The 21,041-nt window shown below is 41.6% G+C and carries 15 protein-coding genes; 1 reads left to right on the top strand and 14 read right to left on the bottom strand.

The window, feature by feature from the left end; translation table 11 throughout:
* Positions 1–11: 11 nt before the first annotated feature.
* The 14 genes from atpD to HMPREF9186_RS10005 form a co-directional block, all read right to left on the bottom strand.
* Positions 12–1,418 carry a F0F1 ATP synthase subunit beta gene (gene atpD, locus HMPREF9186_RS10070; RefSeq protein ID WP_003011794.1) on the bottom strand — a complete coding sequence of 469 codons (1,407 nt, stop codon included), beginning with the start codon at positions 1,416–1,418 and terminating at the stop codon, positions 12–14.
* Positions 1,419–1,503: 85 nt separating this feature from the next.
* Positions 1,504–2,385 (bottom strand): F0F1 ATP synthase subunit gamma, encoded by an 882-nt coding sequence (locus HMPREF9186_RS10065; protein WP_009732556.1) that lies wholly within the window; start codon positions 2,383–2,385, stop codon positions 1,504–1,506.
* Positions 2,386–2,400: 15 nt separating this feature from the next.
* A complete protein-coding gene (gene atpA / locus HMPREF9186_RS10060) occupies positions 2,401–3,906 on the bottom strand; it encodes a F0F1 ATP synthase subunit alpha (RefSeq protein WP_009732555.1) in 1,506 nt (501 codons plus the stop codon).
* Positions 3,907–3,921: 15 nt separating this feature from the next.
* Entirely contained in the window at positions 3,922–4,458 is a 537-nt protein-coding gene (locus HMPREF9186_RS10055) for a F0F1 ATP synthase subunit delta (protein WP_009732554.1), read from the bottom strand.
* Entirely contained in the window at positions 4,458–4,952 is a 495-nt protein-coding gene (gene atpF / locus HMPREF9186_RS10050; RefSeq protein ID WP_003011817.1) for a F0F1 ATP synthase subunit B, read from the bottom strand. Before atpF ends, HMPREF9186_RS10055 begins: the two co-directional genes overlap by 1 nt.
* 19 nt (positions 4,953–4,971) lie before the next feature.
* Positions 4,972–5,685, bottom strand: coding sequence for a F0F1 ATP synthase subunit A (gene atpB / locus HMPREF9186_RS10045; protein ID WP_003011581.1), 714 nt, complete (start codon positions 5,683–5,685; stop codon positions 4,972–4,974).
* Between the two features lie 33 nt (positions 5,686–5,718).
* Positions 5,719–5,919, bottom strand: coding sequence for a F0F1 ATP synthase subunit C (locus tag HMPREF9186_RS10040; RefSeq protein ID WP_003011669.1), 201 nt, complete (start codon positions 5,917–5,919; stop codon positions 5,719–5,721).
* A 228-nt stretch (positions 5,920–6,147) separates the two neighbouring features.
* On the bottom strand, positions 6,148–12,102 hold the full coding sequence (locus HMPREF9186_RS10035) for a ZmpA/ZmpB/ZmpC family metallo-endopeptidase (RefSeq protein WP_009732553.1): 5,955 nt from the start codon (positions 12,100–12,102) through the stop codon (positions 6,148–6,150).
* A gap of 232 nt (positions 12,103–12,334) precedes the next feature.
* Complete coding sequence (gene glgA, locus HMPREF9186_RS10030) at positions 12,335–13,762, bottom strand: glycogen synthase GlgA (RefSeq protein WP_009732552.1); 1,428 nt, start codon at positions 13,760–13,762, stop codon at positions 12,335–12,337.
* Positions 13,762–14,898 (bottom strand): glucose-1-phosphate adenylyltransferase subunit GlgD, encoded by a 1,137-nt coding sequence (glgD, locus tag HMPREF9186_RS10025; protein WP_009732551.1) that lies wholly within the window; start codon positions 14,896–14,898, stop codon positions 13,762–13,764. Before glgD ends, glgA begins: the two co-directional genes overlap by 1 nt.
* Entirely contained in the window at positions 14,888–16,030 is a 1,143-nt protein-coding gene (locus tag HMPREF9186_RS10020; RefSeq protein WP_009732550.1) for a glucose-1-phosphate adenylyltransferase, read from the bottom strand. Before HMPREF9186_RS10020 ends, glgD begins: the two co-directional genes overlap by 11 nt.
* 50 nt (positions 16,031–16,080) lie before the next feature.
* On the bottom strand, positions 16,081–17,988 hold the full coding sequence (gene glgB, locus HMPREF9186_RS10015) for a 1,4-alpha-glucan branching protein GlgB (protein ID WP_009732549.1): 1,908 nt from the start codon (positions 17,986–17,988) through the stop codon (positions 16,081–16,083).
* Positions 17,989–18,329: 341 nt separating this feature from the next.
* Positions 18,330–20,063: a phosphoenolpyruvate--protein phosphotransferase gene (ptsP, locus tag HMPREF9186_RS10010; RefSeq protein ID WP_009732548.1), complete on the bottom strand. Its 1,734-nt coding sequence runs from the start codon at positions 20,061–20,063 to the stop codon at positions 18,330–18,332.
* A gap of 2 nt (positions 20,064–20,065) precedes the next feature.
* Complete coding sequence (locus tag HMPREF9186_RS10005; RefSeq protein ID WP_006596636.1) at positions 20,066–20,329, bottom strand: phosphocarrier protein HPr; 264 nt, start codon at positions 20,327–20,329, stop codon at positions 20,066–20,068.
* A gap of 476 nt (positions 20,330–20,805) precedes the next feature.
* On the opposite strand from HMPREF9186_RS10005, the gene nrdH reads away from it, so the two are divergent.
* Positions 20,806–21,024: a glutaredoxin-like protein NrdH gene (gene nrdH, locus HMPREF9186_RS10000; RefSeq protein ID WP_009732547.1), complete on the top strand. Its 219-nt coding sequence runs from the start codon at positions 20,806–20,808 to the stop codon at positions 21,022–21,024.
* The last annotated feature ends 17 nt before the right edge of the window (positions 21,025–21,041 follow it).

The following is a 21,041-nucleotide window of genomic DNA, read 5'->3' as shown; positions in this document are numbered from 1 at the left end:
TTCACCTCTTCTTAGAATCCCATTTTTTCAGCTTTGGCGATCACATCTTCGATCGATCCAACACCACGGAAGGCATCTTCAGGAAGATGGTCATATTTCCCATCCAAAATTTCTTTAAAGCCACGAACAGTTTCTCCAACTGGTACATAAGAACCAGGTTGACCTGTAAATTGTTCCGCAACGTTGAAGTTTTGTGACAAGAAGAATTGGATCCGGCGAGCACGAGCAACCAAGGTCTTTTCTTCGTCAGACAATTCATCCATCCCCAAGATAGCAATGATATCTTGCAATTCATGGTAACGTTGAAGGACGCGTTTGACTTCAGAAGCTACTGCATAGTGTTCTTCTCCTACGATTTCTGGAGAAAGGGCACGTGAGCTTGATGCCAATGGATCCACCGCAGGGTAGATCCCCAATTGTACCAATTTACGTTCCAAGTTGGTGGTTGAATCCAAGTGAGCAAAAGCGGTTGCTGGCGCTGGGTCTGTATAGTCATCGGCTGGCACATAGATGGCTTGGATCGATGTAACAGAACCTTTCTTCGTTGACGTAATCCGTTCTTGCAATTGACCCATTTCAGTTGCCAAAGTAGGTTGGTAACCAACGGCTGATGGCATCCGTCCCAAAAGGGCTGATACTTCAGATCCGGCTTGGGTGAAACGGAAGATATTGTCGATAAACAAGAGAACGTCCTGACCTTCGACATCACGGAAGTATTCCGCAATGGTCAAACCAGTCAAGGCAACACGCATCCGTGCTCCAGGTGGCTCATTCATTTGTCCAAAGACCATGGCTGTTTTTTCAATAACGCCAGATTCTTTCATTTCCCAGTAAAGGTCATTCCCTTCACGTGTCCGTTCCCCAACACCGGTAAATACAGAAATCCCACCGTGTTCTTGGGCAATATTATGGATTAATTCTTGAATCAAGACGGTTTTCCCAACTCCGGCACCACCGAAGAGTCCGACCTTCCCACCTTTCAAATAAGGGGCTAAGAGGTCAATAACCTTGATCCCTGTTTCAAGAATTTCTTCTGAAGTAGAGAGCTCGTCAAAGGATGGAGCTTTTTTGTGGATGGAGTCACGAGGAGCATCCTCAGGAAAAGGTTGATCCAAGTCAATGGTATCTCCAAGAACATTGAAGACACGTCCCAAGGTTTCTTTTCCGACAGGAACAGAGATTGGACGACCTGTGTCCAAGACTTCCATTCCACGTGTTAAACCATCAGTTGATTCCATGGCGATGGTCCGTACGACCCCATCACCAAGTTCCAAAGCTACTTCAAGAACGACTTTTGATTTTTGTTGGTCATTTTTATAGACTACAAGCGCATTATTGATCTCAGGAAGTTTATCTCCAACGGAAAAGGCAACGTCTACGACGGGACCTACGACCTGAGAAATTTTGCCTAAACTCATGTCATTCTCCTATTCTAAGTAATTTCTACTGCTCAAAAGTTCTCTTTCGAGCATCTGTTTTTGTATATAAAATTGTATCCGACAACTATTCAAGGGCGCTAGCACCAGCAACGATTTCAGTAATTTCTTGTGTAATCGCTGCTTGACGAGCACGGTTGTATTGAATCGTTAATTCATCAATGACTTTCTTGGCATTGTCTGTTGCAGTTTGCATGGCCATCATCCCAGCAGCATTTTCAGCTGTTTTAGCATCAATAATGGCACCATAGATCATGCTTTCAGCAAATTGAGGAAGCAATTGATCCAAAATGGCATCTCGACTAGATTCCAATTCTAGATTCAATACATAGTCCTCATCCGCTTCATTTGGGTCCAAATCAATAATTGGAAGCATTTGTTCCACCCGCATTTGACTCGTCAAACTGTTGACGTGGTGGTTGTAACAGACGTACAACTCATCAAACAAGCCTTCCTGATACATTTGGACTGTTTTCGAAATGATCTTGCGAACTTCCTTAAAGCTAGGATGATCAGGCAAACCACGCAATTCATAAACCGGCTGAATCCCACGGGCACGGAAGAAATCCGCACCGACGCTTCCAATACAGATCACTTCAAAGTCATCTCCAGTTGGATGGTATTCTGCCTTCATTTCCATCATGGTTTTAAGGATGGAGGCATTGTAACCTCCAACCAAACCACGATCGGATGTAATCACGATATAAGCTGTCTTTTTTACCGGGCGACTCACCAACATCGGATGGGACTTGGTATTTTCTGTTTCATGTCCATGGAGCAAGTCTGTTAAGAGCTTACGAACCTTAGCAGCATAAACCTGAAAATCCTTGGCTGCCTGCTCAGATTTACCAAGTTTGGCAGCGGACACCATCTGCATGGCATTGGTGATTTGACTGGTGTTTTTTGTGGATGCAATTTTATTTTTAATATCATTTAATGAAACTGCCATCTTCCACTCCTATTTCTATTTGAAATTTGACTGGTTGACAAATTCAGTAAGGGCTGCATCCAGTTCTTCTTCTGCTGGAAGATCATGTGTCGAACGAATCGTCTCAAAGATTTGATGATAATGTGCTTCAAAGTAATCAAACAACTCTTCTTGGAAACGAAGAATGTCGTCTACTGGAACACTATCTAAGAAACCATGAGTCAAGGCATACAAGATCACGACTTGTTTTTCAACTGTCAATGGTTCATGAACGGGTTGTTTCAAGACTTCAACTGTTCGGCGACCACGGTTCAATTTCGCTTGAGTCGCAGCATCCAAGTCACTACCAAATTTCGTGAAAGCTTCCAATTCACGGTAGGAAGCGAGGTCGATACGAAGGGTACCCGCAACTTTCTTCATAGCCTTGATTTGGGCAGATCCCCCTACACGGGATACAGAAGAACCTGCATCAATGGCTGGACGAATACCAGCATTGAACAAACTATCTTGCAAGAAGATTTGTCCGTCTGTGATCGAAATCACGTTGGTTGCGATATAAGCAGAAATATCTCCTGCTTGGGTTTCAATAATTGGAAGGGCAGTAATAGAGCCACCACCCAATTCATCTGAAACTTTAGCTGAACGTTCCAACAAACGGCTGTGGAGATAGAAGACATCCCCTGGGAAGGCTTCACGTCCTGGTGGACGACGAAGAAGAAGGGACAATTCACGGTAAGCTACGGCTTGTTTTGACAAATCATCATAGACGATCAAAACGTGTTTACCGTTATACATGAACTCTTCAGCCATAGCAACCCCGGCATAAGGTGCCAAGTAAAGCAATGGAGACGGTTGAGAAGCCGAAGCGGTTACCACAATCGTATAATCCATGGCTCCGTATTTACGAAGAGTTTCTACTTGCGTACGAACTGTTGATTCTTTTTGACCAATCGCCACATAGATACAGATCATGTCTTGACCCTTTTGGTTCAAGATGGTATCGATAGCAATCGAGGTTTTTCCTGTTTGACGGTCCCCGATAATCAATTCCCGTTGACCACGTCCGATTGGAACAAGGGCATCAATGGCTTTCAAACCAGTTTGTAGGGGTTCTGAGACAGATTTCCGTTGCATAACGCCAGGAGCTGGTGTTTCAACTGGACGGAATTTATCTGTCACAATCTCACCCAAACCATCTACTGGTTGGCCCAGTGGGTTGACAACCCGACCAATCAAGGCATCCCCTGCAGGGACCTCCATGATTTTACCTGTACGACGGACAGAGTCTCCTTCACGAATATCCGTGAAATCACCCAAAATGATGATCCCGACATCCGTTGTTTCTAAGTTTTGGGCCATCCCGTATGAGCCATTTTCAAAGATCAACAACTCACCACTCATGGCATTTTCAAGACCATGAGCACGGGCAATCCCGTCACCAATGTAGGTTACAACACCTGTCTCAGTGACGTCAAAGTTTGGCTTGAAATTTTCAATTTGTTGCTTAATTAAAGCGCTGATTTCTTGTGCGTTAATCGCCAAAATTCACACCACTTTCTATTTCAATTTAGATTTTATAACTTTCAATTGGTGTTTGAGACTGGTATCCAACGTTTTATGATTGGCTGTCACGACAAAGCCACCAATTAAATCTGGATCGATCTTTTGTTGGATCGAGCGAACTTGAATCCCAAATTTTCTTTCGATAATGGGGATTAGCTTTTGCTCTTGAACAGGATCCAAACCAGCAACCGTCGTAACAGTGACGACAAAAGCGTTGCTCAACAGTTGAATCTGATCCAAACAAATCGTTACAATGTCATAAAATAAGGCTTCACGATGATTGAGAATAACAACTTCAATCAAATGGTCGAGTAATTGTGAATCAGAGGGTTGAAAAAGTCTGAGACTTTTTGCTTTCTCTTCATCCTCTACACCGATATGAGCTAAGAAGTTAGCAAGTCCAGTCTCCTCAAAAATAGCCTTGATTTGGGTCAATTTTTCAAAGACTAGGTCTTGTTCTCCTTTTTCAAAGACCAATTGAACAAAAGGCTGGGTATATTTCTCAATCACCATCAGTTGCTTTTTGTCCATTAGGCTTCTCCTAATTCATCAAGATAGCGATCGATCAGTCGGCGTTGACCTTCAGCATCCAGCTGTTGGCTCAACAATTTGCTGGCAAGATTGACAGTGAGATCTGCCACATCGCCTTTGATACTGTTCAATGCTTCTTCTTTGTTATGCGCAATTTCTTGTTGCGCTTTTTCTTTCAAACGTACTGCTTCTTGAGTGGCTTCTGAAAGGATCTGAGATTTGTTCTTTTCTGCAGTTTCCTTTGCATTTTCGACGATAGACGCAGCTTCTTTGCGGCTACCAGCCAACTCTTCTTCACGTTTACTTGCTAGTTCCTCAGCTTTTTGACGAGCTGATTCTGCTCCATCAATATCATCTGTAATTTTTTTGGCACGCGCCTCTAAAATATCATTGATATTGTTCCAAGCAAATTTCTTTACTAAAAAGATTAATAATAGGAAGGAACCAGCAATGAGAATAAAGTTACCAATAATTTCACTCATTGATACATGCATTCTTTTACTCCTCCTCTACTTACTCTTCGCCATTAATTTTCTTACCAATGTAGAGAGATGACAACATGGTAAATACATAGGCTTGGATACATGAAATGAAAATTGAAAATGCAGTCCATGCCATGCTTCCAATAAAGGCAACTGGATACCAATAGAAAGCTTGATGTGATAGACTCACGAGCAAGCTTGCTAATACTTCACCGGCAAAGATATTCCCGAAGATCCGAAGGGCCAAGGAGGCAAAATTCGTGAATTCTTCCAAAATATTCATGGGTGTCATAAACCCTGGTGTTACAAAGGCCTTCAAATATTCCTTCACACCACGACGACGAATCCCTTCTACATGGGCGATCAAGGTGATCAAAAATGAGAAGGCAAAGTCATAACCGAGGTTAGCAGTCGGTGAAGTCCACAAATTGTAACCGTTGGTTGTTTCTAGTTTTGCCATCAATCCAATGTTATTGGCAACTAAAAGAAAGAGGAAAAGAACAAACAAGAACAAGGAGTAATCCTTCATGTAATGTTCACCAATATTTCCTTTTGTGAAGCCTACGACAAAATCATATGCATATTCCAGCACATTTTGTTTGCCTTTTGGTCGGATCGACATTTTTCGACTGGCCCAATAAATGAAGCCAAAAACGGCGAAAACAGAAATCAGGGTCATAGCAAGTAGGGTCAAATTAAAAGATACAGGTCCAAGAGTAATCGTTGGATTGATACTTTCTTCCAAGGTTTGACACCTCCTTTTCTAAAATAGAAGCGTCTATTTGATAATAAAGGCCATAACCAAGGTTACGAAGAAAGTACCTTCGACAAAGGCAACACCAAGGATCAAAAGACTACGTAATTGACCGATAATTTCTGGTTGGCGAGATGCAGATTTGAACAGGTTGCTCATCATCAAACCTTCCGCAAGTGACACACCAAAACAGGCTAAACAAAGACCTAAAAATGTTAAATTCATGATGAATTCTCCTTTTATAAATTTTACTACCTTAGTTTACTCCTAAAAGATATAATAGTCAAATATTTCCTAGAAAAGAAAGCGTTTTTGTTAAATTACGTTATTTTTTTAATATGATAATTTTTCCTATCTACGATTGATTTCTTTTAATTTTTAGACGCTTTGTCCACCTCTATTCATTTTTTCTTCTAAAAAACTCTCACCTGCTCAGCAGATGAGAGAATTCGATTATTTAAAGATAGACGTTTTGAAACTGTCTGTTTGTTGCAGTAATTTCTTAAAGATTTTTTCTTTCAAGGCAAGGGTATTGTCAAATTTGACAACACCATTCTTCAAGCTGGCCTGATCTTTTTCAACCGCAGTTGCAAAGGCTTGTTTTAAGTCATCATAAGTGCTATAAGTAGTCCCATCAACTTCAATAGCCTGAAGTCCATTTTTAGCACTGGTCACCACTTCGTTGAAGTATGCTTTCTTCCAGTCTTCAAGGGTACTGAATGTTCCATCAGAAATCTTTTGAATGATGTAATCATCCCCTAAAGTCGCATGACCTGCTTGTTTGGATTCTTGTTTATACTTGTTTGAAGCATAGCCTAAGAAGCCTTTTTCATAACCATAGTAGCCCCAGAGTCTAAAGGTATTGTGTTTGAAGGACATGGCTCCAGGAGCCCCTTCACTGGTGTTTCCACCATAGATCCCTGTCATCATCGGTACCGTCACATAGGCTGAACCAAAGTCCGATGGATTATAGACTCCATTTCCAGGACCACGATTGGTCATGAAGTTATTGGTGATGAGATCATCTACTGTATGTAAGGTAATGGCTTTTTCCTCATCACTCAAAGGACGCACCTTATCAAATTGATTTTTGGTATTAGCCCCTCGGTATTGCTTGTCAACCTTCTTGAACCAAGCATTGTTTAAGTCTTGACTGCCTTTATTGAGGACAGCTTCCCCTTCTAGGTAATCCAGAAGCATGAGCGTATCGTTATAACCTTTCATGTAACGATCAATTTCATCGCGTGATTGAAGATTGTTTGGATTGGTATTGTACCATTGGTTGCCATCGTTAGGACGTTCATAGGCCATATTGAGACCTAGGGCCTTGTATTCCCCATTTGGATTGGATACTGATGGTGTTTGGAGCATTCCTTGGGCAAAGGCTTCAATATCTGTCCCTTCGCGATGTCTCCAACCACCTAAGTAAACCATGCGGTCATTGACGTGCGTCGTTTCGTGGGTAAAGGCAGACACCCCAAAGTCACTGACCATATCGGTCACCATGAAGAAGACAGAGTCGTCTTTATATGGATTTCCGTAAATTCGAGCTACAGCCCCCATGCGCCAATCTGTCGCATGGTAACGATCGGTAGGTCCGTACAATTCACGGATTGGAGCGACATCTTTGCCACTATCTGTATGTCCATAACGATCTGTGCTAATACCTTTATAGTTTTGGTTATCGAGAACAGGGGTCGGCACCATATTGTTGCTCTTCAGGAGCTGATTACGAACCTTATCCGTTGCTAGACGTGACCAGAAATCTAGGTAATTTTGTTGCCCTTTAGCGACCTTATCAATTTCCGCCTTGAAGGCATTTCGTTCCGCTTCCGTGTTCTTACCATATTTCTCGAAGGAACTATAAGCCATTGTATTGTAGGTTGAAATCAAGAACATATGGGCATCTTTTAAGTTCAAGAGTGGCAAGATCATTTTACCATGCACATCGTTATTTAATCCTTCGTATGCTCGATGTTTCTTATCGACAAACTCAGGAGTTGTTGTTTTTGGCTCTACAATATAGACATTGTCTTTGGTTGCTTTGATAAACCAATCATTCAAGTCTGTATCACTTGTAAAGAGCTCCATATTGTACTTAAGGAAGTCATTAAGATTTCCAGAAAGAGTCGATTTAGCCACGACTTCACGGAAGGCATCGTGGGTCCGAGTCCCTTTGATATAGTCTTCTTTTGAACCAATTTCAATCAAGCGGTCTAAGACATCGACATTCTTACCATAGAAGTCTGGCTTGAACAACATGAGCTGTTTGAGATGGACATCATCAAACTTCACTCCGTAATAACGGTTGAGGTAAGAGAGACCCAAAAGAACTGCCGCCTTGTTGTCTTCAATTTTCTTGATGAGTGCCCGTTTGGCAGCCTCATCCGTGTTCAATTGATGGTCTTGGTTTTCAACCAACTGTTTCACAAAGTGAGTCAGATTGTCCTTGACTTCTTGGAAACTTTCTTCGAGGTAAAGGTTCTTAATAGCATTGACTTTGTTTGGTCCTGTTCTACCAAGATGTGTGTAGATTGGATCTGATTGTAATTCGACAGGACTTAATTTCCCTACGATGGCACTAATAAGATCGCTCCGGTCTTTGTCCACCATATTCGGCGTGTAGACTACTTCACCGAGCTCCGCCACACTGTACTCTTTCACTTGTTTGACTTTAGACTCTTTCGGCGTAATGCTAAAGATATCTTTGGTCTTATCACCATAATGAACCATAATATGGTCGGCATCAGCCAATTCTGTTACAAAATCATTGCCCTTCATGGCTGTCACAGACAAGACTTCCTTGGTCAAGAGAGGACTACCCGTAGCCAATTTATTTCCTTGATCCACAATCCACTCTTTATTGTAGAATGGTTGCAGTTTAGCAATATTGCGGTAAGCAAGTTCGCGAGCTGCGTCGTAGCCATCAATTGCCTTGTATTGATCGTCTTTGTTAACAAGGTTATTGAGTTTATCTTCAACAGGTTTCGTGCTTTCAAATTTATCAGCAGTAATCCCCATTGCTTCAATTTTCTGCTCAGCTTCTGCCAGCGAGATGCTAGGGATTTTACGAGAGTTGTTATAGGTTTTCTTACCTTCACTCACGTCCTCCACACTGTAATTGCGCTTGGTTCTTGAATAGGTAAAGTAGTCATCCGCATCAATATCCGAGTGACCAAAGACCATCTCACCTGTTTTGACTTTCATCATGGTGATGTTGTCTTCAATAGCCCCCAAGGCCCAGTTGGTTCCTAGTAATCCACCAGATTGGACCGCTTCTTTCAGTTCGATCGAACCTTTAGCAACGGAGTTTCTGAGAACCCCTTCTTTACCTAGCGTATTGTTATTCCCACCGTTTTGAGAAGAATAAACTAAACCTGCAGCTTTGGCTTTGTTACCAGTGATTTCAGCATCAACGTAAGCCTTTTCTACAATACCTTTCCAGTTCTCGCCAACAACACCTGCTAGATAGCCACCTTTATTGCCAGCAGCGTGCAGTTTCCCTATGAAGGCAACATTACTTACCTTCCCACTACCATCAATTTTATTGATAATACCAGCTACATCGTTGTTTCCAACAACGCTTCCTGTTACTTTAACATTTTCGACAGTCGCATTATTTTTGATGACACCTGCGATTGGTGCTACTCGATCAAATCCAGGCATGTCAATGTTAACATTTTCAAGCAAGAGATTCTTAACAGTACCACCTTCGATGTTACCAAATAACGGTCTCGTAATGTTATGGATAGCAAATTTATTGCCTTCTGTACTTTCCAATATTCCCTTGAAGGCATTGGTTACATAGGATTTTCCTGCAGCTTGTACGTTCGCCGCATTCATGTTGCTACCCAGCTTAAAGGTCGCAGTCGGATTGGCTTGCATAGCTTTTACAAGTTCGTTGAAATCGTAGTAGACATCTCCTTCATGAGCTTTTGGCTTCGCAATGTAGTGGACATAGTCCTCACTGAACTGGTTGTCTGCAGTCCGTTGGATGAGATCAGGTGCTTTAGCAGTCACCTTGTATAATGCTTTTCCATCAATTGTGACTTCTTCGATTTTATCAACGGCTAGTTTTGTGACTTTATTATCATGGGTGGTAACCTTTAAGTAGTAAGGTTTCACATCTGAAGGTGTTTCGGACAAGAGGCTACGATCGGTCTCAAGGCCTTGGTCATCCACACTAATCAGACTAGTTTCCTTGATGTTTTTGACTTCAACTTTTTTAAGATCAATTCTCAGTGGTTCTTCCTTGAGAACTTCTTCTTCATCCCCATTTCCACGGTCATAGACCATGGTCGTTGCGAGCGTATAATCCTTGTAGTAGTCCAAATCTGCTAAGGCTGCTGCTAAATCAGACTCTGAAAGGGCAAAAGTTTTCACCACTTGATTGCCCTTCTTCAACACCGCCTGGATGGACTTGATGGTCACACCCTCGGGTTTGTCTAAATGATAGAAAGCCCTAGCACTGCGCTTCAATTCTTCCTTATCGACCTGGGTCAAGGTCAAAGTTGGCTTGTCTAGTTCTTTGGTCCCTTTTTGAATGATCCGATTTTGGGCTTGTTCAACGACTTCCTCCGAAACCGTTGGAGCATCCGCAGTTTTTACACCTTTAATGGTCTTATAGACCTTGGTGATTTTCTTCTTCCCATTTCTTCCTGCTTGAGAAACCGTTTCTCTTCCTTTTAGCAAGGTAGCATCTTGTTCGGTAACCGTCTTAAATGGAATTTCCTCAAAAGCAACTTCCTCTGTTTGGCCTTCAATCGCCTTGGTCCCACGACTAATTTTTCCTGTCACAGGAGCTTTTACCGTTTCAGTTGTCGTGCTGAGAGGCTCTCCAACTTTCTCGCCATTGACCGTTTTATAGACACGACGAATTTCCTGGCTCCCTGCCTCTCCTTTTTGAAGGATACTTTCTTCATCAGTATAGCGGTCCGCATCTGGTACATATTCAGTTTCATACGGAAGGAGCACCGTTTCTGTTTCTGTAACTGTTCCTTCCGTTATTTGATAAACTGGGTTCTCTGGCTGAATTGGGGCTTCACCAACATGACCTTCCTCTTGCGTGCCCTTGGCTTCGATGACACCAGTATAGGCTGGGTTCTCTGGCTGAATTGGGGCTTCGCCTACATGGCCTTCTTCCTGCGTTCCCTTGGCTTCGATGACACCGGTATAGGCTGGATTCTCTGGCTGTATAGGAGCTTCGCCTACATGGCCTTCCTCTTGCGTGCCCTTGGCTTCAACGACACCGGTATAAGCTGGGTTCTCTGGCTGTACAAGAGCTCCACCCACATGACCTTCTTCCTGCGTCCCCTTAGCTTCCACCACGCCGGTATAGGCTGGAGCCTCTGCTTGAATCGGTGCCTCACCGACATGGCCTTCTTCCTGTGTTCCCTTGGCCGTTACAACTGGAGAAGGGCTGGGTTGAGGGGTTGGTTGGGCATCTTCTTTTGTCCCGATGGCAAGAACTTGTGAAACTGGTTCTTTAGTGACTTTGCTCTCAACTACTCTGCGAACTTCTTGTCCATCTACTATACTCACTTCTGTCAAAATGGTCCGCTCCCCATTTTGGCCAGCTGTCAGCACCTTGGTTTGCCCTTTGGCTAATGTAGGATCAGCTTGGTTGACGATTTCAAATGGTACAGGTTCAGTTGAGACTTCAAGCCTTGGTTTTTCAACTATTGGAAAGGCTGGAGCGACTTCTGGTGTCACACGCGCCTGAGGATTTACCTGTTGAATCCCTTTACGCGTTTCAGAACTTGTAACTACGGGAGATTGACTTTCCTGAATAGCTTTTGCTTTTTGAGAGCCAGTCTTTTGCACTGACGAATAGCGCAAATAGCCAACATAGTCATAACCGTCAATTTGAATCACACCATCTACAAGATCTTTGCTGGATGCGATCGAAAGATTCTGATTATAAGCACGTAAAATTTGGTTTTGCAAAGCTGCAACTTCAATTGGTAGAAGAAGACTTTGTCCCATAGCTCCAATTAAAAGGACAGCCATGACTTTCTTTCTGTGCTTTTTAGAAAGCAAGAGTACCGCAAACGAAGCAGTGGCTAAACTTAGACCTAACAGTGCCACTTCCTGACTTCCAGTTTGGGGAAGAACTGGCTGGGTAGACTCTTTCTTCTTATAGACTAGATAGAAAGTATCTTCATTTTGATATTCTTCAGGGATTGCATGAATCACCTGTGACTTTTCTTCAGCAGTTAACTCTTCTTCTGTCACATATCCTAAGTGCACATTAGCAGATAGAGTTACCTGATCGGCTTGGACAGGACGAGCTCCTAAGAGAGTTCCCCCTAATAAAAAGGCTCCAATGGCAACAGGACCAACACCGACAGATAATTTCCGAATCGAATATTTGGTCATTTTTTCAAAAGTTTGTTTCGCTTTTTTCATCCTAAAATTCCTATATAGTAATATTTGAACCTCATGTAGGGTCCTTATTGTTTGAAGAGGATGAGACCATCTCCAAAAACAAAGACCTTCCCGGGATTTTTTACCTTTACCTATCTTATCTTTTTTCTTCTATTTTAGCAAGCTCTATATCTCAAAAAATTAAAACGTTTTCTTTATAGGAAGAAAGCAACACAAAAAAACGCCTCGAAAGGCGTTTTTACAATAGATTCAGTTATAAGTATTGGTACAAATCGTTGTATCGTTGGCTAGCTGTATCCCAAGAGAAGTCACGCGTCATAGCTTGCTCTTGCAGACCATACCAAGCCTGTTTGTCATTGTAGTAGACAGCCAGGGCTTGATCAACTGCCCAGTTAAGCCAATAGCCAGATAAATTATTGAAGCTAAAGCCTGTTCCACTTCCATCCACAACATTAAATGGCTGAACCGTATCACGAAGTCCACCAACCTCATGTACCAGAGGAAGAGTTCCATAACGCATGGCCATCATTTGAGAAAGACCACATGGCTCAAAGCGGCTTGGCATCAAGAAGACATCTGACGCTGCATAAATTTCTTGAGCCAATTGGACATCAAAGGTGATATTAGCCGACAGTTTATCCGGAAAAGCATGACCAAACCAAGCAAAGGCATTTTCAAATGCAGGATCTCCTGTCCCCAGCAAGACAATCTGAATATCTTTTTGCAGAAGCTGATGCAACTCTTCTACCACAACATCAAAACCTTTTTGGCGTGTCAAACGAGAGACAATCCCAAACAAAGGCACATCATCGCGAACGGGTAGACCGACACGTTCTTGAAGAGCTCGTTTACTAGCTGCTTTACCTGAAAGATCTGAGAGACTGAAATGATGCGTCAAGAGGGGATCCGTTTCAGGATTATATAGATCTGCATCAATTCCGTTGACTATTCCGGTCACCTTGCCAGATTCCATCCGAAGGATCTGATCCAAGCCACAACCATACTCAGGAGTCATAATCTCATGCGCATAACTAGGAGATACGGTTGTCACACGGTCAGCATATAGAATGCCGGCTTTCATCCAATTCAGGCAATCATTCCAACGAAGTGTTCCGTCTGCATAGCGTTCAAATCCCACTCCGAATAAATCCCACAACATTCCTGGGTCAAACTGACCTTGGAATTCCAAATTATGGATGGTCAATACGGTTTTAATCCCATGGTAAGCTTGAATCCAACGGTATTTTTCCTTCAGCAAGAAAGGAATCATAGCCGTATGGTAATCATGGGCATGAAGAACATCTGGAATGAAGTCCACCCGTTCCATCGTTTCTAAGGCTGCGAGCTGGAAAAAGGCAAACCGTTCGCCATCATCAAAGTCACCATACACATGGCCTCTAAAGAAATAGTGTTGGTTATCAATAAAGTAAAAGGTGACCCCATCTCGCACAATCCGTTTCACACCCACATATTGACTTCTCCAGCCAACCTTGGTTTCAAAATGCAAGACATCTTCGATTTGATCTCCAAACTTTGCTTCTACCATATCATAGTATGGAAGTATCACGCGCACATCATGGCCACTTTTAGCTAAGGACTTAGGAAGAGCACCAATAACGTCTCCCAAACCACCAGTCTTTGAAAATGGAGCACCTTCTGCGGCAACAAATAATAGTTTCATTAGACAATATCCTCTGTAACAGTCGTTCCTTTTTTAATCACTACCGGTGTTCCTTCACTTCCACGAATCGTCACACCAGCAGTCACTTCGACACCTTTATCCAGAATCGCGTTTTCAACGATTGCATTTTCATGAACCACAACACCTGGGAAGAGAAGACTATTTCGAACCACTGATCCTTCATGCAGATGAACCCTACGAGAAACAACAGAACCTTCTACCGTTCCTTCTACAATACTACCCGAAGCAAATTGAGACGCTTTAATGTTTGAAGTCTTGGAATAATACGTTGGCTCTTCATTCTTCACTTTCGTATACACTTTTTGATTTGGTGAGAAGAGTTTCATGAATTTTTGATTTTCCAACATATCCAGGTTTGCTTGATAGTAGGATTCAACTGAGTGAATATTTGCTAGATAGCCTGTATACTCAAAGGCAAATGCATTGTATTCTACAGCCAATTCACGCAAGATATAGCGAAGTTTTTGTGGATATTCTTTCTTGGCTTCTTCTTCTAATTTTTCAATCAACCAAGGAGTATCCACAATAAAGACATCTGTTGACATGTTGTAAGCTTCATCAGGTGACTTGCTGTCAAACAGTTTTTGTTCCGTAATATGGTCTGTCTCATCAATCTGTAGAATAGCATTCACTTCAGAGATATTTTGAGGATGCAACTTTTTATAAACAACTGTAATCGGACGGTCAATGGTATTATGCAGGTGGAAAACTTGATTGAGGTCGATATTCATCAAAATATCACAGTTCAAAGCAACCGTTTGGTTTGAGCCAGACCGTTTCAAATAAGTCAATAATTGTTGGTAGTATTCTGGTCCTACGTTTGTATTTTCCACTGGAGTATTATAGATTCCAAGGTAATAGTGGCTCAATAAAGTAGACAAGCCCCACTCACGACCTGAACGAATATGGTCAAAAACCGAACTAATATTTTCTTGTTGGAAAATACCAAATACACTACGAATACCAGCATTCGCAAGACTAGACAATGGGAAGTCAATCAAGCGGTATTTCCCATCAAACGGTAGGGATGCTACCGGACGATGGCTAGTCAAAGTGGACATATCATGATACCCAACTGTATTTCCTAAAATGGCTGAATATTTATCAATCTTCATCTGTTGCTACCCCCACTTTTTCATTGTAACCGACAACTTGTACTTCCTCTGTTCCATCAATCACGACACCTTCTGCAATAACTGCGCCTTCTCCGATAATGGCGCGTTTCACAACAGCTCCTTTACCGATAATGGCATTGCTCATCACGACAGCATCTTCGACAACTGCTCCTTCACGAACTTGAGCTTCTGTTGATAAGATGGAGTGTTTGACTGTACCGTCTACCGAACAACCGTCGACGACAAGAGAATCTTCGATGTGGCCATGTTCCCCAAAGAAGTTCGGTGGAGAAATGAGGTTGCGTGAATAGATTTTCCAGTGACGATCGCGACTATCCAAAGCATTATTGGGATCGATATATTCCATATTGGCTTCCCAAAGAGACTCTATCGTACCAACGTCTTTCCAATAACCATTGAATTCATAAGCATAAACACTTTCGCCTGATTCTAGATAAGTTGGAATGACATTTTTACCGAAGTCTGACATATCGATATCACTCTTTTCAGCAGCAACCAACATATTGCGCAGACGAGCCCAGTCAAAGATGTAAATCCCCATGGAAGCCTTAGTTGATTTTGGTTCAGCTGGTTTTTCTTCAAATTCAACAATCCGATTATTAGCATCGGTATTCATGATTCCAAAACGACTCGCTTCCTTCAAAGGTACATCTAGGACGGCAACGGTCAAGCTCGCATTATTATCCTTATGAGATTGAAGCATATCATCATAGTCCATCTTGTAGATATGGTCACCAGAAAGAATCAAGACATATTCAGGATTGATGCTGTCGATATAGTCGATATTTTGGAGAATGGCATGGCTAGTTCCTTCAAACCAACGATTTCCTTCACTAGCTGAATAAGGTTGCAAAATGGAAACCCCTGTGTTGATTCCATCCAAGCCCCAGCTAGAACCATTACCAATATGACTATTGAGGGCCAGTGGTTGGTACTGTGTAATCACGCCAACATTGTGAATTCCTGAGTTGGCACAGTTTGATAGGGCAAAATCGATAATCCGATAGCGCCCACCAAATTGAACCGCAGGTTTTGCGATGTTTTTGGTTAATTTTCCAAGACGAGTTCCTTGCCCACCAGCAAGGATTAAAGCGAGCATTTCATTCTTCATTGACTACTTCCTCTTTTCAAAGCCTGGACTCCCATAGAGTCAACCGATCATCATTTTTTATCTACTGTTTTAGATTTTGTTTTGCGCACCTTACGCTTCACCTTCCAAATGCTAGCTCCTAAAGCCGGCAAGGTAAAGGTCAAGGTTTGTTCATAATCCTTCCACAGTCCATCTTGAGACTGAACTGTCGGATTATGCTCTTTCCAGACACCTCCCCATTCTTCTAATTCTGTATTCCAAATTTCTTCATAGACTGCTGATACAGGTACACCGATCGTAAAGTCCTTGCGTTCCACTGGTGCCATATTGAAGATACACACCAGAAGATCGCCTTTACGATTTTTCCGAACCATGGACAAGACGCTCTGATCCCGGTTATCTGCATCAATAATCTCTAAGCCATCAAAGCTATCATCAATCTCCCACAATTCCTTGTGTTCCTTGTAGAAATGATTGAGCTGAGAAGTGAAACGACTCATCTTAGCATTCATTTCATCCTCTAGATTGCCCCATTCCAGTTGCTCCTCTGACTTCCATTCCAAAAATTGACCAAATTCCGAACCCATAAAGAGTAATTTTTTTCCTGGATGGCAAATCTGATAGGTTAAGAGATTCCGAAGCCCAGCAAATTGATTGTAACGATCTCCCCACATCTTGTGCATCAAACTCTTCTTGCCATGCACTACTTCATCATGTGAAAACGGAAGAAGGAAATTTTCAGAAAATGCATACATATAACTAAAGGTTACCAGATTAAAGTCAAATTTCCTGTAGACCGGGTCTTCCTCATAAAATCGGAGAATATCATTCATCCAACCCATATTCCATTTATAGTCAAAACCAAGACCACCTTCTTCTTCAGGGCCTGTGATCTTTTGACCAGCAGAACTTTCTTCTGCAATCATCATAACATCTGGGTGTTCGTTCTTGATAATCGCATTCAAACGTCTGAGGAAATGAACGCCCTCATAATTGAGGTTTCCTCCATCAATATTCGGAGTCCATGGACCACTATCATAATCGAGATAGAGCATATTGCTCACAGCATCGACCCGAATTCCATCTAAATGATAGGTTTCAATCCAAAACTTCAAACTAGAAATCAAGAAAGACTGTACTTGATTCTTTCCTAAATCAAAGTTCAGAGCCCCCCAACCATAGTTATGAGCCCGATGTTCATCCTGGTATTCAAAGGTTGGTGTTCCATCATAATATGCCAAAGCATCATCATTGATAATGAAATGTCCAGGTACCCAATCCACAATCACTCCGATATTGTTAAGGTGACATTCTTCTACAAAGTCTTGAAATTCTTCTGGGCTACCATAAGTCTGCTCGAGGGCAAAATAGCCCATGAGCTGATACCCCCAACTCAATCCCAATGGATGGGCCATCACTGGCATAAATTCTACGTGGGTGTAGTTCATCTCTACCAGATATGGAATGAGTTCATCTTTTAGTTGTTTAAAGGTATAGGAACTGTGATCGTCATTTCGTTTCCAAGATCCTGCGTGAACCTCATAGATATTAACAGGTCGTTCCTTAAAACCAAGTTTTTTACGGCGTGCTCTCCAAAGACCGTCTTTCCAGTTCTTTTCCGGAATGGTCTTAATGATAGACCCTGTATTAGGTCGTTTTTCCATCCATAACGCTAGAGGATCAATTTTTTGAACCTGATGACCATTATTTCGTGTCACCAAATATTTGTATATATCTCCCTCTTTTGCATCTGAACAGAAGACTTCCCAGACGCCTCCTTCATTACGAACCATTGGAATTTTCCGTGCTTCCCAATCAGTAAAGTCACCAATCAGATCGACCGCCTGGGCATTGGGAGCCCAAACACGGAAGGCATACCCTTCTTGTTCTCCCCTTGTTTCCTTGTGAGCACCTAAATACTCTTGAAGCTGGAAATTATCCCCTCTTCCAAATGTCCATAAGTCTGTGCTTCTATCCATATACTCACCTCTTTTATTTTTTGAAAGCGTTTTCTAATTGTTTTTATTTTACTATAAAATCACTTAATTTTCAAGTTGATTCCAGGAAAATCATGTAAATTTATCAAGAAAAGTTCTTTCATTTTCTTTTCCGAACCTTTTACTTCATTCCTTCGCTTTCCTCCTACTCTTACTTACGATTATACTACATATCCAAGGAATAATAAACAAAAAACCGAACATTTAAGTTAATATTTTTATTACTAACTAGTTTATTACGAATAAAATGCACATTTTTATAAACAAAGTAAAAAAATCATAAAAAAAGACTAAGACAGATATGTCTTAGTCTTGATTTATTCTTAGCCGACGTTCACGTATTCTTTAGAAAGTTCAAGCACTTCTTCCATGGTTGAACATTCTGTAAGAGCACGGTTAGCGTATTCTTGCATTTTAGCTGTGTCCAATTTCTTCATTAAGCTACGTGTACGAAGTACAGATGTAGCTGACATAGAGAACTCATCCAAGCCCATTCCGACAAGAAGTGGAACAGCTGTTTGGTCACCAGCCATCTCACCACACATACCAGCCCATTTACCTTCAGCGTGAGCTGCTTTGATAACGTTGTTAATCAAGCGAAGGATTGATGGGTTATATGGTTGGTAAAGGTATGAAACTTGTTCATTCATACGGTCAGCAGCCATTGTGTATTGGATCAAGTCGTTTGTACCGATTGAGAAGAAATCAACTTCTTTGGCAAATTGATCAGCCAACATTGCTGCAGCAGGGATTTCAATCATGATACCAACTTGGATATCGTCTGCAACGGCAACACCTTCAGCAATCAATTTCGCTTTTTCTTCTTCCAGAATACCTTTAGCGGTACGGAACTCCGTCAACAAAGCAACCATTGGGAACATGATCCGCAATTTACCGTGAACAGATGCACGAAGCAAAGCACGCAATTGTGTACGGAACATTTGGTTCCCCGTTTCAGAGATTGAAATACGCAAAGCACGGTAACCTAAGAATGGGTTCATTTCTTTAGGAAGATCGAAGTAAGGAAGTTCTTTATCCCCACCGATATCCATTGTACGAACGACAACAGGTTTACCGTTCATACCTTCAAGAACTGCTTTGTATGCTTCGTATTGATCATCTTCAGTTGGGAAGTCTTGAGAATCCATGTACAAGAATTCTGTACGATAGAGACCAACAGCTTCTGCACCGTTATCATTCACCCCTTCAACGTCTTTAGGGGTACCGATATTAGCCGCCAATTCGAAGTGTTTGCCATCTGCAGTCACTGTTTTGGCATCTTTAAGGAGAGCCCATTCAGCTTTTTGTTTGGCATAAGCTTCACCAGCTGATTTGAAAGCTGCAATTTGTTCTTCACTTGGATTGATGACTACTTCACCAGTGATTCCAGATACAGCCAACACATCACCATCTTTTACAAGATCTGTAATGTTATTTGTACCAAGGACCGCTGCGATTTCAAGTGTACGCGCCATGATGGCTGAGTGACTTGTACGTCCACCAATGTTTGTAACAAAAGCTTTAACAAACTGTTTGTTCAATTGTGCTGTATCTGATGGAGTCAAATCATGCGCAACCACGATTGCTTCTTCGTTAATGGTTGCCGGGTTTGGTAATTTCTTACCAAGTAAGTTTGCAAGTACACGTTTGGTCACGTCACGGATGTCTGCTGCACGTTCTTGCATGTAAGGATTGTCTTCCATTCCTTCAAAGATCGCAATAAACATGTCCGTGACTTCTTTCAAGCCAGCTTCTGCATTGATTTTTTTCGTACGAATCGTTTCTTTGATCTGACCAACCATTTCTGGGTCAGAAAGCACCATCATGTGAGCATCAAATACTTGTGCTGCTTCTTCACCAAGGCTCGCTACTGCATTCTCCCGAATAAGAGAAAGCTCGTTTTGTGAAGCTTCAAGAGCTGCATCCAAACGAGCTTCTTCTGCATTTGTATCTTCAACTGAGATTGTTTCAAATGACAAGTCGGGTTGAACAAGTAGATATGCCTTAGCAACGGCAACACCATCAGATGCTGCAATTCCTTTAAGCATTTCTGTCATGTTTAAGCCAATCCTTCTTTTTCCATTGTTTCAGCAATTGCTGCAAGAGCGTCATCAGCGTCAGCACCTTCAGCTGAGATTACAACGTCAGCTCCTTGACCAACACCAAGGCTCATAACACCCATGATTGATTTCAAGTTAACGGATTTACCTTTGTATTCAAGAGTAATATCTGAAGCAAATTTGCTAGCAGTTTGAACCAACAAAGTTGCTGGACGCGCGTGGATACCTGTTTCTGCCACGATGTGGAAATCTTTAGAAGCCATAGTTTGACTCTCCTTTTAAAATTAGTTTTGAGTTATCTGTGATAACCCTTACAATTTGGTATTATATCATCTTTTGAAATTTTTTTCAAGATTTTTATTACTGCCTTACAGAAAAAAAACTGCGAGAAATCCCTATCTAGATACATTTTAAAGAGCGATCCAGAAAGAAATAACAGGTTTCTTTCAATTTTTCTACTATATTATAAGTAAAATTTTCTTCCGCTTTCAATGAAAAGATGCAGCTAAAACCACAGGATATTGATTCACCCAAAAATTATAACTAATTAAAGATGCTTAAAAGCCTATCCCTATCCCATTTCTTAGAATGTCATACTTTCCACCTACCACAATATATTGTGCTTTAAAAACCCCATTTCATATCTTTGCACAATATTTAGTTTTATTTTGTTGACAAGTTGGTGGATTTTGTTTATACTGTTTACAGATTTATATTTCGATAGGAGAACGAAAAAGAAATGGTAACCATTTATTCAAAAAATAATTGTGTTCAGTGTAAAATGACCAAGCGATTCCTCGATAGCAATCACGTGGAATACCGCGAAATTAACTTAGATGAACAGCCAGAATTTGTAGATCACGTTAAGAATCTCGGATTCAATGCTGCTCCAGTTATTCAAACACCAGATGAAGTATTTTCTGGTTTTCAACCAGCTAAGTTGAAGAAACTTTCTTAATAAACACAGTATTTTGC

The organism is Streptococcus sp. F0442 (genome assembly GCF_000314795.2).
In the GTDB taxonomy this organism is placed as follows: Bacteria; Bacillota; Bacilli; order Lactobacillales; family Streptococcaceae; genus Streptococcus.
The sequence above is the reverse complement of the archived record's forward strand: the minus strand, read 5'-3'. Positions and strand labels throughout refer to the sequence as shown.